The following is a 17168-nucleotide window of genomic DNA, read 5'->3' on the forward strand; positions in this document are numbered from 1 at the left end:
TAGTACGGAAAAGGTCGCAAAGAAGCGTCAGCAATGGCTTCTTTGCGTCCTTTTTTGTTGTAAATATCCCATGTGGGGCATACCCGCATCATCACAGGGAGGATCTGCATGTTTGACGTAAGGAAAGATCTGCCGCAGTCGCCGCTGTACGACACAAGCTTCGAGCATGATGCCTGTGGAATCGGCTGCTGTGTAAACATCAAGGGGAAAAAGAGCCACGAGACCGTGAATCATGCCCTGACCATTGTCGAGCACCTGGAGCACCGCGCCGGGAAGGACGCGGAGGGAAAGACGGGAGACGGCGTCGGGATTTTGACCCAGATTCCGCACAAGTTCTTCAGGAAAGTCTGTTCGGAACTCGGGATCAGCATCGGCGGAGAGAGGGAATACGGCGTCGGCATGTTCTTCTTCCCGCAGAATGAGTTTGCGGAAAACCGTGCGAAGAAGATGTTCGAGACCATCGCGCAGAAAGAGGGCCTGAAGTTCCTGGGCTGGAGAAAGGTCGACATCTGTCCGCAGGTTCTGGGACACAAGGCACTTTCCTGCATGCCGGATATCTGGCAGGCGTTCATCGAGAAGCCGAAGAACGTCGCAAAGGGGCTGGATTTTGACCGCCGCCTCTATGTCGTCAGACGGCTGTTCGAGCAGAGCTCGGAGACAACCTATGTTCTTTCACTGTCCTCCAGAACCATTGTCTACAAGGGTATGTTCCTGGTCGGACAGCTGCGCACGTTCTTCAAGGATCTGCAGGACGAGGATTTTGAGTCCGCGATCACGATCGTGCACTCCAGATTCTCGACGAACACCAACCCGTCCTGGGAGAGGGCGCATCCGTACCGCTTCATAGTCCACAACGGAGAGATCAACACCATCAAGGGAAATGCGGACAAGATGCAGGCGCGCGAGGAGAATATGGCGTCTCCATACCTCGAAGACCAGATGGCGAAGGTCCTGCCGGTGATCAAGGAAGGCGGTTCGGACTCCGCAATGCTGGACAACACGCTGGAATTCCTGGTCATGAGCGGAATGCCGCTTCCGCTGGCTGTCATGATCACGATCCCGGAGCCCTGGGACAACAACAGCGCGATGAGCCAGAGGCGGAAGGACTTTTATCAGTACTACGCAACGATGATGGAGCCGTGGGATGGCCCGGCCTCCATTATATTTACAGATGGCGATATGATGGGCGCTGTACTCGACCGGAACGGCCTGCGTCCGTCCCGCTATCTGATCACGGATGACGATACCCTGATTCTCTCCTCGGAGGTCGGCGTGCTGCCGATTCCGCCGGAAAAGATCGTGGTCAAGGAACGTCTCCATCCGGGCAAGATGCTGCTGGTTGACACCATAGAGGGACGTGTGATCGACGATGACGAGCTGAAAAAGCACTATGCCTGTGCGCAGCCGTACGGCGAGTGGATCGATTCCCATATGGTCAGCCTGAAGGATCTGAGGATTCCGAATCAGAGAGTGCCGCGGTACGGGGAGGACATGCTGCAGAAGATGCAGAAGGCCTTCGGTTACACCTATGAGGAGGTCAAGACCTCCATCCTGCCGATGGCCCTGACCGGAAATGAGCCGATTGATGCGATGGGTGTGGATACGCCGCTGCCGGTGCTGGCCAAGACGTATCACCCCCTGTTTGACTACTTCAAGCAGCTCTTTGCACAGGTTACCAATCCGCCGATCGACGCGATCCGCGAGAAGATTGTCACATCGACAACCGTCTATCTGGGCAAGTCCGGCAACCTCCTCGAGGAGAAGCCGGAAAACTGCGAGATGCTGAAGGTGGACAATCCGATTCTGACGGACACCGATCTGATGAAGATCCGGAACATGAAGCGTCCGGGCTTCAAGGTTGAAGTGATCCCGATGATTTACTACAAGAATACCAGCCTTGAGAAGGCGATCGAGCGCATGTACATCGACGTCGACCGCGCATTCAAGGAGAACGCCAACATCCTGATCCTTTCCGACCGCGGTGTCGATGAGACGCATGTCGCGATCCCGTCGCTTCTGGCTGTGGCCGCGGTCAACCATCACCTGGTTGTGACCAAGAAGCGGACGAGCGTGTCGCTGGTTCTGGAAAGCGCGGAGCCCAGGGAGGTGCATCATTTCGCGGCGCTTCTCGGCTTCGGCGCGACAGCGGTCAATCCGTACCTGGCTCAGGAGACAGTCTGGGAGCTGGTCGAGAACCACATGCTCGACAAGGATCCGTACGCGGCGGTCGATGACTATGACCGCGCTGTACGGGACGGCATCGTCAAAATTGCCTCGAAAATGGGGATCAGCACGATTCAGTCCTATTCCGGATCGAAGATCTTCGAAGCGATCGGCATCGACAAGAATGTCATCGACACGTATTTCCCGGGTGTTGTCTGCAGAGTCGGCGGCATCACATTGAAGGATATCGAGAAGTCTGTTGATGACCTGCATTCCGCCGTTTTCGACCCGCTTGAGGTGGAGACAGATGAGACATTGAACTCCCCTGGACATCACCAGATGCGTTCCGGCGGAGATGACCACCTCTACAATCCGGCGACGATCCACGCCCTCCAGATGGCGACGAGGAACGGCGATTACAAGATGTTCAAGACCTACTCAGACCTGGTTGAGGACGAGGATTCCGTCAAGACGCTGAGAGGGCTGATGGACTTCAATTATGCAAAAAAGCCGGTTCCGATCGAGGAGGTTGAGCCGGCATCGGAGATCGTGAAGCGCTTCAAGACAGGAGCGATGTCCTTCGGAGCCATTTCCGAGGAAGCCCATGAGACCATGGCCATCGCGATGAACCATCTGCATGGCAAGTCAAACACCGGAGAGGGCGGCGAGGATTCCTCCCGGTTCCATGTCGGGAAGGATGGCATCGACCGCAACTCGGCGATCAAGCAGGTCGCGTCCGGACGCTTTGGCGTGACGAGCGAGTATCTGATGAGCGCAAAGGAGATTCAGATCAAGATGGCGCAGGGGGCCAAGCCGGGCGAGGGCGGCCACCTTCCGGGAGCGAAGGTCTATCCGTGGGTGGCGAAGGTTCGCCATTCGACGCCGGGAGTGTCACTGATCTCCCCGCCGCCGCACCATGACATCTACTCGATTGAGGATCTGGCGCAGCTGATCTACGACCTGAAAAATGCCAACCGGGCAGCCGACATCAATGTGAAGCTGGTCTCTGAGGCAGGTGTCGGCACCGTTGCGGCAGGCGTTGCAAAGGCAGGTGCGCAGGTCATCCTCATATCCGGATATGATGGTGGGTCCGGAGCAGCGCCGAGAAGCTCGATCCACAATGCAGGTCTGCCGTGGGAGCTGGGACTTGCGGAGACGCACCAGACGCTGATTCAGAACGGCCTCCGCTCGAGGGTGAGGCTGGAGACGGACGGCAAGCTGATGACCGGGCGGGATGTCGCGATCGCGGCGATTCTCGGCGCGGAGGAGTTCGGTTTTGCGACGGCTGTGCTGGTCTCGATGGGCTGTGTCATGATGCGTGTCTGCAACAAGGACACCTGCCCGATGGGTGTCGCCACCCAGAACCCGGAGCTGCGCAAGAGATTCTGCGGGAAGCCGGAGTACATTGAAAACTTCATGCTGTTCGTCGCGGAGGAGCTTCGCGAATATATGTCGAAGCTGGGCGTCCGGACAGTGGACGAGCTGGTCGGCAGATCAGATCTGCTCAAGGTGCGCGACAATCTGCCGGAGCAGTGGCAGAAGGTCGATCTGTCTGCGATCCTGAACAATCCGTATGACGCGCGGAAGATGAGCGTCACATTTGACCCGAAGAAGGTCTATGACTTCAAGCTGGAGAACACACTGGACGAGAAGGTGCTTCTCAAAAAGCTCGGTCATGCGCTCGAGAAGGGCGAGAAGGCTTCTCTGAGCCTGAGTGTCAGCAACACAGACCGGGCATTCGGCACGATCTTCGGCTCGGAGATCACAAAGCGGTACGGCAATACCCTTCCGGATGACACCTTCCACATCCGCTGCGAGGGAGCGGGCGGCCAGAGCTTCGGCGCGTTCATCCCGAAGGGGCTGACGCTGGAGCTGGAGGGCGACAGCAACGATTACTTCGGGAAAGGGCTTTCCGGCGGTGAGCTGGTGGTGTATCTGCCGAAGTCGTCCCGGTTCCGCCAGGATACGAACATCGTCATCGGCAATGTCGCTCTGTACGGGGCAACCTCGGGCAGTGCCTATATCTGCGGAACGGCAGGTGAGCGGTTCTGTGTCCGCAATTCCGGGGCCAATGCAGTTGTCGAGGGCTGTGGCGATCATGGCTGTGAGTATATGACGGGCGGAAAGGCACTGATTCTGGGCTCGGTCGGCAAGAACTTTGCAGCCGGCATGTCGGGCGGTGTTGCCTATGTGCTCGATGAGGACAATGATCTGTATACCAAGATCAACAAGACCATGGTGTCCTCCAGGGAGATTACCTCGAAGTACGATGTCATGGATATGAAGGAAATGCTTGAGGAGCATGTGCGTGTCACGGGATCCGTGAAGGGCAAAGAGATTCTGGAGCATTTTGAGGACTATCTTCCGAAGTTCAAGAAGATCATCCCGCACGATTACGAGCAGATGCTGGGACTGATCGCGAAGGCGGAGGAGAGAGGACTGTCGCCGGAGCAGGCGCAGTCGGAAGCATTCTACATGAAGCAGAGCCAGAGTGCGTGAATCGGTACAGGACGCAGCCTGTGCAACAGTGCAGGCTGCGGCTACGGCTTGAGCAGCATGGCGGATATCCGGGCATGAAGAAAGGACAGGAAGATGGGGAAGCCTACGGGATTTCTGGAATATGACAGGGTCGATCCGGTTTTGGAGGACCCGAAGGAGCGCATCAAAAACTGGAATGAGTTCCATGAACATCTCTCCCTCGAGGAGCAGAAGAAACAGGGCGCCAGATGCATGGACTGCGGTGTTCCGTTCTGTCAGTCGGGCATGACGCTCGCTGGCATGACGAGCGGCTGCCCGCTGCATAATCTGTGCCCGGAGTGGAATGATCTGGTCTATCATGGAAACTGGAAGGAGGCCTACAGCCGCCTGCACAAGACCAACAATTTCCCGGAATTTACCTCAAGGGTTTGTCCGGCGCTCTGTGAGAAGGCCTGCACCTGCAGTGTGCACGGGGATGCTGTCGCAACGCGGGACAATGAGTATGCGATCATTGAATATGCCTATGAGCACGGATACGCCGCTGCGAAGCCGCCGAAGGTGCGTACAGGGAAGAAGGTGGCGATCATCGGCTCCGGCCCGTCAGGGCTTGCCTGCGCGGATATGCTGAATCACAGAGGTCATCAGGTGACGGTGTATGAGCGCGATGACCGCATCGGGGGCCTTCTGATGTACGGGATCCCGAACATGAAGCTGGAGAAGCAGATCGTGGACCGCAAGGTCAGCATCATGAAGGAGGAGGGCGTCACCTTCCTGACCGGTATGGATGTCGGGAAGGATGTCAAGCCGAAGGCCCTTCTGAAGGAGTACGATGCCGTCGTGCTTGCCTGCGGGGCGAAGCAGGCAAGAGACCTGAAGGGACCCGGGCGCGATGCAAAGGGAATCTATTTTGCGGTCGATTTCCTCGCGAGGAATACGAAAAGCCTGCTGGATTCCCATTTCCAGGATGGAAAGTATGTCGAGACAAAGGGGAAAAACGTCGTGATCGTCGGCGGGGGCGATACGGGAAATGACTGCACCGGAACCGCGATCCGCCATGGCTGCAAGTCCGTGACGGCCATCGAGATGATGCCGAAGGCACCTGACGAGCGCGCGGCGGACAATCCGTGGCCGGAGTGGCCGAAAGTCAGCAAGACCGACTACGGCCAGGAGGAGGCAATCGCGCTGTTCGGGCATGACCCGAGGATCTATGAGACGACGATCAAGGAATTCCTCAAGGACAAGGATGGAAATCTGCGCGCGGTGAAGACGGTCGGACTCAGATTCGAGAAGGATCCGCAGACCGGCAGACGGAAGATGACAGAGGTGCCTGGCAGCGAGAAGGAGCTGCCGTGTGAGGTGCTTGTAATCGCGGCAGGCTTCCTCGGGCCGGAGAAGTATGTGACAGATGCGTTTGGCGTCGAGACGACGGAACGCTCCAATGTGAAGACGGCGGAAGGCGGCTATCAGACCTCTGTGGAGAAGGTCTTCAGCTGCGGCGATATGCATACCGGTCAGTCCCTTGTCGTCAAAGCCATCCGCCAGGGGCGCGAGTGCGCCGAGGCCGTGGACAAGAGCCTGATGGGCTATACGAACATCAGAGTACAGTGATCGCTGCGCCGTTTGAGCAGAGACAGCTGCCTTTGCAGCGTGAGTGATTGACCGGAATACATACATGAATTCAGCCACCGAAGGACCTGGGCAACCGGGCGCTTCGGCGGCATTTTTTTAGGCATTTACCGTTCTTTTATGACCTGAAAGATCAGGAACTTCAAATAATAGGATTCGTCATCGCCCCAGAGAATCGGGTGATCAGGTGCCTGCGTGCGGAACTCAACCTGGCGGAGCCTGCGGCGGGCGCCGTGGGCGGCCTCTTTCAAGGTCTTGCGAAACAGGTCCTCCTCCATGAAATGAGAGCAGGAGCAGGTCGCGAGGAACCCGCCGTCTTTTACAAGCCGCATTCCGCGGAGGTTAATCTCGCGGTAGCCCTTGACGGCGTTCTTTGTGACCTGCCGGGACTTTGTGAAGGCGGGCGGGTCGAGAATGACAAGATCGTACTGCCTGCCTGCCGCCTCAAGCTTCGGCAGAAGGTCGAAGACATCCGCGGTCAGATAGCAGAGCCCTGTCTGAGCGCTTTGATCGGATGGAATACAGTCTTCCATCTGCAGCAGGCGTGGGGACAGGCCGTTGAGCCGGGCGTTGTCCATCGCCTGGCGGATGGCAAGGTCGGAGGCATCCACAGACAGAACACTCCCGGCGCCCGCCAGGGCGCAGTTCAGTCCGAATGAGCCGGTGTGCGTAAAGCAGTCCAGCACAGACGGGATCTGAAGCCGCCGGACGATTCCGGCGATGGCCGCACGGTTGTTCTTCTGATCCAGGAAGAAGCCGGTCTTCTGTCCGTCCTTCACATCGACCAGATACCGGACGCCATTTTCAACGATCGGCACATTCGTGTCGAACTCCGGTCCGATAAACCCTTTTGTGCGAGGAAGCCCCTCCAGCTGACGTACCTTGGCGTCGCTTCTTTCGTAGATGCCTCGGATCCGGATACCGTCTTCGGCCATTGCATCCGCGAGCATGTTCAGGATCATCACTTTGTAAGGCTCCGTCCCGAGCGCGAGGGACTCCACGACAAGCACATCCCCGAACTTGTCCACGGTGATGCCCGGCAGGAAATCCGCCTCCCCGAACAGAACCCGGCATGAATCCGTATCCATGACGGCCTTGCGGTACGCCCAGGCATCACGGACACGCTGCCTCAGAAAAGCGGGGGTGATTCCATTTTTTTCATATCTTGAGAGCATCCGGACGCGGATTCTGGATGCCGTGTTGATGAAGCCGTACCCGAGTGGAAAACCATCAAAATCCAGAACCCTCAGGATCGCTCCGTTGTCGAAGAAACCTTCTGTGCGGTCAACCTCGTTGTCGTAGATCCAGCCGCCGCCAGACTTGAGGCTGCGGCCGGCGCCCTTCTTCAGATAGAGACTGGCAGATGATGCCAGGTTCTCCTCCTCCGCAGGGAAGCTCTGTGTTTCAAACCATTCGCTCAATGTCATATCCATTCTCTCTTTCCGGAAGTGCTGTACATGCAGGCTGTGCTGCGGGATTTCCTTGTGCTGTGATGATATGAGTGTCAATAAGCCCTGTCACCACTCGCATGCAGGCAGGTGTGGTGGCGGACTTTTGACACTGTCATCATATTATAACTGAAATGAAGCGAAAGGGCACTGCCCGATATAGATATCATCTATATCGGGGTACAATAATCGGATATTAGACAGAAGACGGACAGCCGGCGTACAATATCCAGAAGACTCGATTACTGACAGCAGATAATGACACGGGAAGACCAACCGATCCTCCTGTGTCTGGAAGGAGAACAGAGATGGCATTCACGGCAGACCGGGATCAGACACTTGGCTTTACGACGAGACAGCTCCACGCAGGCTACAATCCGGACGGGGATACTTATGGGTCAAAGGCAGTTCCAATCTACCAGAGCGCCTGTTATTCCCTGAAAGATATTGACAACTGTATCGACGTATTCAAGTTCGCAAAGGAGGGGCAGAGCTACTCCAGATTCGAGAATCCGACGAATGACGTTCTGGAACGCCGCATTGCCTCCCTGGAGGGGGGCGTACGGGCGGTTTCCTTCGGGAGCGGCATGGCTGCCATCACGAATACGATCCTGAATCTCTGTCGGGCGGGCGACAACATTGTTCTGGTCAAGACGATCTATGGCGGGACAACGAGCCTTCTGACCGGTATTCTTCCGCAGTATGGCATCACCGGGAAGTTTGTGAGCAACCCGGATGACCCGGAGGCATTCAGGGCACAGATCGACGAGCACACAAAGGCAATCTATGTGGAGTGTCTGGGCAACCCGCTGATCAATGTACCGGACTTCGAAGCACTCTCGGCGGTCGCACATGATGCCGGGATTCCGCTTGTCATCGACAATACCTTCGCGACACCCTATCTGTTTCGGCCGTTTGAGCATGGGGCGGATATCGTCGTGTACTCAGCGACGAAGTATCTCTGCGGGCACGGCACGACGATCGGCGGGCTGGTCGTCGAGAAGGGCGGATTCCTGTGGCTGAACGGGAAGTTCCCGCAGTTTGAGGCGTTCAATCAGAAGTACAGAGACTGGGTCGGCGCTGAGAAGATGGACCGGGAAATGTTCTCCCAGAGACTTCGCCAGGTGTATCTGTGTGATGTCGGCGCGAATCTCAGCCCGGTCAGCGCGTGGCTGATCCTGCAGGGGATCGAGACACTGTCGCTCCGGATGCGGGAACACTGCAAAAACGCGCAGGCGGTCGCGGAGTTTCTGGAGCAGCATCCGGCGGTCCGCTCCGTCTCCTATCCGGGGCTGAAGTCTTCCAGATATCATGCACTCGCACAGAAGTATTTCCCGCTTGGGTGCAGCGGCATGATGATGTTCCGGGTCAATGGGAGCCAGGCGGATGCTGCCTCTCTGCTTGAGAAGGTGCATCTGTTCGGCTTCATGGTCAACGTTGGCGATGCCAAGTCCCTGATCACTCATCCGGCAACATCCACTCATTTCGGCCAGCCGAAGGAGGTGCTGGAAGGAGCAGGGATCTATCCGGATTCCATCCGCCTGTCCATCGGCATCGAGGACAAGGAGGATCTGATCGCGGATCTGAAACAGGCGCTGGATACACTTGTCTGACGGCACTTTTGAAACCGGCCGGATTTTCAATGTGCAATGGGAGGCAGATTATCATGACAGAGCTTTCGATCCCCTCTACCGATCAGAAGAACAGGCTGCATGTGGAAGTCTGGGAGCCGGAGGGGGAGATCCGTGCGATTCTGCAGATTTCGCATGGGATGGTCGAGTATGTCGAACGTTTTCAGAACGTTGCGCTCTGGCTGAATCAGTATGGAATTCTGGTAATCGGAAATGATCATCTGGGTCACGGGAAGACGGCGGCAGGCGATGCGGACCTGGGTTATATCGGGGCGGGAAAAAGCAAAACGCTGGTAGATGATCAGTATGAGGTTACCAAGTATGCAAAGAAAACATACGGAGATGTACCGCTTTTTCTGTTCGGACACAGCATGGGCTCTTTCCTGGCAAGGAGATACCTGATGGAATATGGCGGCGAACTGGATGGTGCAATTCTTTCAGGGACAGGCTATACGCCGGGACCTGTTCTGGGTGCCGCGTACCTGATCGCCGGCTGGCTGAGGCTGACGCACGGAGAGCGCTACCGCTCCGCATTTCTGAAACAGCTTTCCTTCAAGGGATATCTGGATCGTATTCAGAACCCGCGTACGGCGAATGACTGGCTGACCTGTGATCCGGCGATTGTCGATCGATACAATGCCGATCGGTTCTGCACCTATACGTTCACGGTAAATGGATATCAGACTTTGTTTGATGTCATCCGGTACATTCAGGACCCGAGACATGTCGGAAGGATCCCAAAGGACATCCCGATTCTGTTCATATCCGGGGAAGAAGACCCGGTGGGTTCGTATGGACAAGGAGTGAAGAAGGTCTTCGAAAGCTATCGCGCTGCCGGAATCAAGGACGTGGACATACACTTGTATCCGGGAAAACGACATGAGCTGACCAATGAAATCGGCAAAGAGGAAGTGTACGAGGATATCAGGAACTGGATAGGCCGGCATCTGACCGGGAAGGGGCTGGTGTAGCGGACAGCTTCAAAAGCCGCAGGAAGCCGGGGGCGGCTCGCATGTCCAGCCAGGCGCTGTTTGTTGACAGGGGCGGCTGTGCCGCCTTAAAATGACTGAAGAATCAGAAACAACATGCATGTTTGTTCAGTATATCAGGAATGATGAGAGGAGCCGGCTATGCTTCAATACCGCTATGATACGCAGATGCTGATTGACGGAGAGGATCTGGACGAGGATGAGATCCGGGATTATATCACGGAGCACTTCGATGGAGACTGCCTGCTCGCCGTCGGAGGGGACGGGGATCCGGTGAAGATTCATTTCCATACGAATGAGCCCTGGAAGCTGCTTGAGTACGGAAGGTCGATCGGTGAGATTTACGACATTGTTGTCGAGGATATGGATCGCCAGGCAAGGGGGCTGAAAGGCTGAGATGGTCAAGGTGTGGGCGCACAGAGGCGCGTCGGGATATGCTCCCGAGAACACGATGGCGGCGTATGAGTATGCCGCAGCCCTCGGGGCGGATGGCATCGAGCTGGACGTCCAGCTGTCGGCGGATGGCAGCCTTGTCGTTTGCCATGACGAGACGATCGACCGGACATCCGACCACAAGGGATATGTGAAGGACTACACCCTTCAGGAGCTTCGGAGCATGTCGTTCGGAAAGCTCCATCCGGAGTTCGGTGCCGGGAATGCAAAGATTCCGCTGCTGGAGGAAGTGCTGGCGTACGTGCATGATGAGACGAGGATGGTGATCAACATCGAGCTGAAGACCGGCGTCTTTTTCTATCCGGGAATCGAGGCAGCGGCGGTGCATCTTGTCCACAGGTTTGGGATGGAGGATCGCGTGATCTACTCCTCCTTCAACCATTATTCAATCAGGCGTGTGCAGCAGATCGATTCGAAGGCGAAGGTCGGCCTTTTGTATGAGGACGGGTTCATTGATGTACCGCAGTATGCGGCTGCGCTCCATGTCAATGCCCTTCATCCGTCGGGCTGGTGTCTGCAGTATCCCGGGTACATGGAGGACTGCAGAAGACTCGGGCTGGATGTCAACGTCTGGACAATCAACCGGGAGGCGGACATGAAAGCCTGCATGAAGGCCGGCGTGCATGCTGTCATCACGAATTATCCGGATCGCGCCATCAAAGTGCGCGAGGAACTGAGGGCAGCAGATCCTGTATGACGCAGGATGGCATGGAACTGCAAGAAAGATGTGAACACATGAACATACAGAAAGAGCTGCAGCCTTTCCGGGCTGCAGCTCTTTCTCGAAGCGGGAGGGAAGGCTGAAAGTCACTCGTCCCAGCCTTCGGTCATACGGTAGTTGACCAGGATCATCCGGACTTCCTGCCCGGGGGCTGTCTTTACATCCTTCGGGTCGGATGGAGAAGGCAGCTTCGGGTCTTTTTCCTGAAGCTCCAGGTCAATCCAGCTGTATGCCGCGTCGCGTGCATTCTGGAGCACATCGAATTCATCTGTCCCATCAACCTCGCACATCGCAAGGTCCGGGAAGGAGGCATGCCACCCTCCCTCATCTTTTTTACCGATTATGACCGGATAATAAAATTTCATGATGATATCCTTTCTATGCTGCTGTCACCCTGCCATTGTAAAAGGGTTGCCGGAGGGTGTCAACCGTACAGCAGGGGTACATCGCAACACACATCACAACAGAAATACAGCAGGGGATGTGGGGATGTGCTGCGGACATGTAAAAATTGGGCTTGACAGATATCCTTTGTACAGGTATAGTGGAGCCATAAAGATTGCGCACAATCTAATTGAATCATGAATGAAAGAATCTGTTTATTCTTTATGCAGCGGTCCATGGCGGGGATGGTGGCAGCGAGGATGGCAGAAGCAGGGAGGTGAAGCCGTATTGAGATATGATATTGCAATTGTCGGCACAGGTCCGGCAGGAATCTCGGCGGCCCTGACGGCGAAGAGCCGCAACAAGAGCATTCTTCTGATCGGAAGTGAGAAGGGATCTGAGAAGATCGCGAAGACACATATGATTGTGAATTACCCGGGGCTGCCGGATGTGACGGGTCCGGAGCTGAACCGGAGGCTTCTGGATCAGGTAAAGGCTGCAGGCATCCCGATTACAGAGAAAAGGGTGGCAGGCATCTATGCAATGGGAGATTATTTCAGCCTACAGGCAGATCAGGACTTTCTGGAAGCAAGTTCCGTGATCCTGACAACAGGAACCTCCTTCGGGAAGCCGCTCCCGGGAGAGAATGAAAACCTCGGACGCGGCGTCAGCTACTGCGCAACCTGCGACGCACCGCTCTACAAGGGGAAGGAAGTCATTGTTGTCGGATGGAATCCGAAGGAGGAGAGCGAGGCGGTATTTCTAAGTGAGACCTGCTCAAAGGTGACATATCTTCCGATGTACCGGTCAGAGGTGTCCCTTCCGGAATCGGTACATCTACTGTGGGCAAAGCCGGTGTCGGTCGGGAAGGCAGACAGAAGGATGCGGCTTCAGCTGACAGACTCTCCCTACAGACCCGAGGGCGCTTCTCTCAGAGCCGGAGAAGGGAGCAGGCTGCAGGACGGAGCGCTTCCGGATCATCTGGAGGCGGACTGCATCTTTCTTCTCCGGGAGAGTGTCGCGCCGGACAAGCTGGTGCCGGGGCTGGAGCTTTCCGGCAGCCATGTGAAGGTTGACCGCAGTATGGCGACAAACCTGCCGGGGCTGTTTGCGGCCGGGGATCTGACAGGACTCCCCTATCAGATTGCCAAGGCAGCAGGGGAAGGCAATGTGGCTGCCATCAGTGCGGCAGCGTATCTGGATCAGAATGTTAGAAAGCAGAGAATGTTAGAAAGTACATGAAGGAGGATATCTTATGAGCGTCAAGGTTATCAATTCAGAAGATTTTGCAAATGCAGTGAAGGATGGAGTTTCGGTTGTGGACTTCAACGCAACATGGTGCGGACCGTGCAAGATGCTCGGGCCGGTTCTGGAGAAGCTTTCAGATGAGATCACAGATGTAAAGTTCTATGCGATGGATGTGGATGAGAATCCGGACATTGCGGAGAAGTTCGGGATCATGTCCATCCCTTATGTAGCTGTTTTCCGTGATGGTGTGAAGGTGGACCAGAACGTCGGCTTTACCCCGGAGGCTTCGATGAGAAGCTTCATCGAGAAGAACAAGTAACAGACTTTTCTCGTATGTTCCGCCCGACTGAGTAATCAGCCGGGCATTTCTGTACATTTAAAGAGAAAGAAAAAAACATCCTTCAATGTGTTAAAATAGACAAAGGATACCGAATGGAGGGTGTTTCGTATGAAGAAATTGACAAGCAAGGTCATCTGGCTGTTTGCAATCGGACAGCTTGGGTGGAGCATTCTTTCCGCGCTGGTGACAAACTGGATCATTACATTCTATGAGCCGGATACGGAGATGCTGAAGGCAGGACAGACGCTGTTTCTGCCGCAGGGACGCATAATCCTGGGCGTGTTTACGATTCTGGGTGGCATTTATGCGCTGGGGCGTGTGTTCGACGCTGTCACAGATCCCTGGATTGCGAATCTGTCGGACAGGAGCCGGAATCCGAAGGGCAGGCGGCTTCCATTCATGAGAAGAGCGGCGCTGCCGCTTGCTGTGGTGACGGTGCTGGTATACTGTGCGCCGGTGAATGGACAGAGCTCGGTCAATGGTGTCTGGGTGCTTGCCATGATGCTGCTTTTTTATCTGTTCATGACACTGTACTGCACCCCATACAATGCACTGATTGCGGAGCTGCCGAAGAATCAGGAGGAGCTGACGAGACTGTCAACCACGATCTCATTCACCTTTATCTTCGGAAGTGCGCTCGGCTATGCCTGCCCATTCATCTGGGGCGCACTCACGCCGGCGCTCGGAAGGGTCCTGGCGATTCGCGTGACGTTCACTGTGCTGGCAGTCATCGCGTTTGTCTGCCTGCTGGTACCGACCTTCACCATCCGTGAACAGGACTATGTGGAAATCAAGCCAGTGAGCGGCAATGCATTCCAGTCCCTTGCAAAGACATTCAAAAACAGGGATTTCCGCATATTTGTCGGATCGGATGTGTGCTACTGGGTGGCGGTCACGATGTTTCAGTCTGGCCTAAATTTCTTTGTTACCTCGCTGATGAAGCTTCCGGAGACCATGAACACGGTGCTTTATATCGGGATGACATTGATTTCCGTCGCTCTTTATATGGCTGTGGGAAAACTGTCCCGGAAAATCACGAAGAAGAAAATGATCGTCTGGGCGTTCATCGAGTTTTCGGTTGTCTATCTCATCACCGCCGTGTCAACCGGGCAGGCCGGAACGAACAAGGGCATGGCTTTCGGCATTCTGGTCATGGTCATCGCGGCGCCGTCGATGGCGATCCTCGGAATTCTGCCCCAGACGGTTGTCGCGGATATTGCCCGCAGTGATGAGATCACGACGGGAGAGAACCACGATGGCATGTTCTTTGCGGCGCGGACATTTGCAATGAAGATGGGACAGAGCCTGGCGGCGCTTTTGTTTACAAGCTTTGCGACAATCGGAAGAAGCGCAGGAACAGGTTACCGGATCGCGGCCGTGTCCTCGACAGTCCTTTGCCTGCTGGCAGCTGTTCTGATGAGCCGCTATGATGAAAAGAAAGTGATGGCAAAGCTGCAGAAAGCAGAGAGATGAGAGAGGGCTTCAGCCGGCAGGCGGCTTTGCCGGCCGGACATTTACAAAAGCACCCTGCGTCTGATATGATGGCGTTGATGTGAATCCCACGACGAACGCCAGGTATGCAGGAAGGAGGTGCAGGGATATGGCGTACAGATGTGTAATCGTGATTCCTGCATACAATCCGCCTGCTTCTTTTGCAGGGTATATCTCCGAGCTGAAAAAGGCGGGCTTTCAGGACATCATCGTGGTCAATGACGGAAGCCGCACAGACAAGCTTCCGGTGTTCTATAAGGTGGAACGTGCAGGTGCACTTGTCCTGACGCACGAGGAGAATAAGGGAATCGGCGCATCCCTGCGGACAGCGATGACGCATTACCAGGAGCATTTCAGCGGGCAGACGGATGGGATCATCACACTGAACTCCGACAGGCTTACACCGGTGGCGGATGTGCAGAAGATGGCGGAGTCTCTCCATAATGAACAGGAGATGGGCTCGTACGCGATCGTCGTGGGTTCCAGGGACTTCGGAAGCCATCTGGTGACCGACTATGACTACCGCATGAATGTGCTCATGAAGCTGATCTACCACATGCTGATGGGCGTGCGGCTTGCAGATCCTATGTCCGGCATCTTCGGCATCCCGGATCTGAGGGTTCAGCATTGTCTGGATGTCTCAGCGGAGCGGTATTCATATGAGACTGCGATGCTGATGTCCTTTGAAAAAATCGGATTCCTTCAGGTACCGGTTCACTATGTTTCCTTTGAAAAGGGGTACGAGAAGGCACGGCGTCCTGGCGACACGTTCGGGATCATCCTGACGGTGGTCAAAAAGTTCATTCTCTACTCGATCACATCGCTGATGGCGTCGATTGTCGATATCATCATGTTTGGCATCTTCACCGGTGTGACGTTCCGGGGGCAGATGTTCGCGATCCTGTACGCAACCGTGTGCGCGAGGCTGATCTCGGCGTCGGTGAACTATCTGCTGACAAAGCACTTTGTCTTTCATTTCAAGTCGGACAAGGCTCAGCAGTCGGCCAAAAGCGCCGGCGAGTTCATGGCCCTGTCAGCCGTCCAGTGTCTGCTGAGCGCCCTGATCGTCAGTGTGCTGAAGGGTGTCCTCGGCGGTTCCGCGGTCGGCTTCAAGGTGATCACGGATGTCGTGCTGTTCTTCCTGAGCTACAAGATTCAGCACAAGTACATCTTCAAGGATGACAAGAAGAATGAAGGGAAGGACGAAGAGCTCCTGAAGGCCGAGCAGGAGAAGGCTCAGCGGCTTGAAGCCGTAAGACAGAAGAAGGAGACAGAGAAGGAGATGCAGCAGCATCAGACGCAGCATGAAGGCTGAGAGAGCCGGGCGGAAGCCGCTGCGGGAGAGACTTCCGATGAATCACAACTGAGAATAAGGAGAAACAGATGGGTGTAATAGAATCGTTGCAGAAAAGAAGAACATATTACCAGATTGACAAAAAGCTTCCAGTCAGCGAGGAGAAGGTTGTCGAGACCATTCAGGAGGCTGTGAAGCTTGTGCCGGATGCTTTCAATATGAAGAGCCAGAGAGTGATTGTCGCCCTTGGAGAAAAGCAGAATCAGCTCTGGGATACGGTCTATGATGTATTCGGCGGGAAGGTGTCCAGAGAGAAGATCGATGGGTTCCGGGCAGGCGCCGGAACCGTGCTGTACTTCACAGATGAATCGGTCGTGAAGACACTTCAGGAGAAGTTTCCGCTGTATGCGGCGAACTTTCCGGTCTGGGCACAGCAGTCCAACGGAATGCTTCAGATTTCGATCTGGTCTGCGCTCCGCGAGCTTGAAATCGGAGCGAATCTTCAGCATTACAATCCGGTGATCAACGAAGCGGTACGGAAGCTGTTTGATGTACCGGAGGACTGGAAACTCATCGCGCAGATGCCCTTCGGCGGCATCGTGGAGGAGCCGGGAAAAAAGGATGATGAGGAGATCGGCAGGAGAGTCCGTATTGTGAGGTAAGCAGGCGGATGGATGAGCGTCGGCCCTGTGCCGGTTAACAGAACAAACAGAACAAGCAGAAAGCAGGAGGGAGTCTTCGGAGAAAAACCGGAGGCTCCTTCCTGTTTTTGGAAAAGGGCAGGTACCGTGAGGAAGAAGGTCTGCCTGCCCGGGAAAGATTGCGGCTGCCTGTGCAAAACCGAAAAACCGGCGATATGCCTATATATACAATAAATATTTGTGCAACATACACACATATCC

The 17168-nt window shown here is 55.4% G+C and carries 13 protein-coding genes; 11 read left to right on the top strand and 2 right to left on the bottom strand.

The features are described from left to right. Positions 1–108: 108 nt before the first annotated feature. Both gltB and FYJ35_RS09705 read left to right on the top strand, forming a co-directional pair. Positions 109–4662, top strand: a complete 4554-nt coding sequence (gene gltB / locus FYJ35_RS09700; RefSeq protein WP_154525982.1) for a glutamate synthase large subunit — start codon at positions 109–111, stop codon at positions 4660–4662. Between the two features lie 93 nt (positions 4663–4755). Continuing rightward, positions 4756–6249, top strand: a complete 1494-nt coding sequence (locus tag FYJ35_RS09705; protein WP_154525984.1) for a glutamate synthase subunit beta — start codon at positions 4756–4758, stop codon at positions 6247–6249. A 125-nt stretch (positions 6250–6374) separates the two neighbouring features. On the opposite strand, the gene FYJ35_RS09710 is transcribed toward FYJ35_RS09705, so the two are convergent. Beyond that, positions 6375–7694, bottom strand: coding sequence for a class I SAM-dependent rRNA methyltransferase (locus FYJ35_RS09710; protein ID WP_154525986.1), 1320 nt, complete (start codon positions 7692–7694; stop codon positions 6375–6377). A gap of 329 nt (positions 7695–8023) precedes the next feature. Between FYJ35_RS09710 and FYJ35_RS09715 the strand changes: the two genes are divergently transcribed. The 4 genes from FYJ35_RS09715 (at position 8024) to FYJ35_RS09730 (ending at position 11485) form a co-directional block, all read left to right on the top strand. Continuing rightward, a complete protein-coding gene (locus FYJ35_RS09715) occupies positions 8024–9328 on the top strand; it encodes an O-acetylhomoserine aminocarboxypropyltransferase/cysteine synthase family protein (RefSeq protein ID WP_154525988.1) in 1305 nt (434 codons plus the stop codon). A 53-nt stretch (positions 9329–9381) separates the two neighbouring features. Beyond that, on the top strand, positions 9382–10317 hold the full coding sequence (locus FYJ35_RS09720) for an alpha/beta fold hydrolase (protein WP_154525990.1): 936 nt from the start codon (positions 9382–9384) through the stop codon (positions 10315–10317). A gap of 159 nt (positions 10318–10476) precedes the next feature. Then, positions 10477–10731, top strand: coding sequence for a kinase to dihydroxyacetone kinase (locus FYJ35_RS09725; protein ID WP_154525992.1), 255 nt, complete (start codon positions 10477–10479; stop codon positions 10729–10731). A 1-nt stretch (position 10732) separates the two neighbouring features. Next, a complete protein-coding gene (locus FYJ35_RS09730; protein ID WP_154525994.1) occupies positions 10733–11485 on the top strand; it encodes a glycerophosphodiester phosphodiesterase in 753 nt (250 codons plus the stop codon). 110 nt (positions 11486–11595) lie between these two features. Here the strand turns inward: FYJ35_RS09730 and FYJ35_RS09735 are convergent, their stop codons facing one another. Next, positions 11596–11874: a type II toxin-antitoxin system HicB family antitoxin gene (locus FYJ35_RS09735; protein WP_154525996.1), complete on the bottom strand. Its 279-nt coding sequence runs from the start codon at positions 11872–11874 to the stop codon at positions 11596–11598. A gap of 307 nt (positions 11875–12181) precedes the next feature. Between FYJ35_RS09735 and FYJ35_RS09740 the strand changes: the two genes are divergently transcribed. The 5 genes from FYJ35_RS09740 to FYJ35_RS09760 all read left to right on the top strand — a co-directional run bounded on the left by FYJ35_RS09740 (position 12182) and on the right by FYJ35_RS09760 (position 16928). Further along, complete coding sequence (locus tag FYJ35_RS09740; RefSeq protein ID WP_235906512.1) at positions 12182–13135, top strand: NAD(P)/FAD-dependent oxidoreductase; 954 nt, start codon at positions 12182–12184, stop codon at positions 13133–13135. A gap of 13 nt (positions 13136–13148) precedes the next feature. Further along, a complete protein-coding gene (gene trxA / locus FYJ35_RS09745) occupies positions 13149–13460 on the top strand; it encodes a thioredoxin (protein WP_154526000.1) in 312 nt (103 codons plus the stop codon). 129 nt (positions 13461–13589) lie between these two features. Then, positions 13590–14954 carry an MFS transporter gene (locus FYJ35_RS09750; RefSeq protein WP_154526002.1) on the top strand — a complete coding sequence of 455 codons (1365 nt, stop codon included), beginning with the start codon at positions 13590–13592 and terminating at the stop codon, positions 14952–14954. 127 nt (positions 14955–15081) lie between these two features. Further along, positions 15082–16287 carry a glycosyltransferase gene (locus FYJ35_RS09755; RefSeq protein ID WP_154526004.1) on the top strand — a complete coding sequence of 402 codons (1206 nt, stop codon included), beginning with the start codon at positions 15082–15084 and terminating at the stop codon, positions 16285–16287. A gap of 68 nt (positions 16288–16355) precedes the next feature. Next, the gene (locus FYJ35_RS09760; protein WP_154526006.1) at positions 16356–16928 is read left to right on the top strand and encodes a nitroreductase family protein; all 573 of its coding nucleotides are present in this window, start codon (positions 16356–16358) and stop codon (positions 16926–16928) included. The last annotated feature ends 240 nt before the right edge of the window (positions 16929–17168 follow it).

It is taken from the genome of Porcincola intestinalis (genome assembly GCF_009696445.1).
GTDB classification, from domain to species: Bacteria; Bacillota; Clostridia; order Lachnospirales; family Lachnospiraceae; genus Porcincola; species Porcincola intestinalis.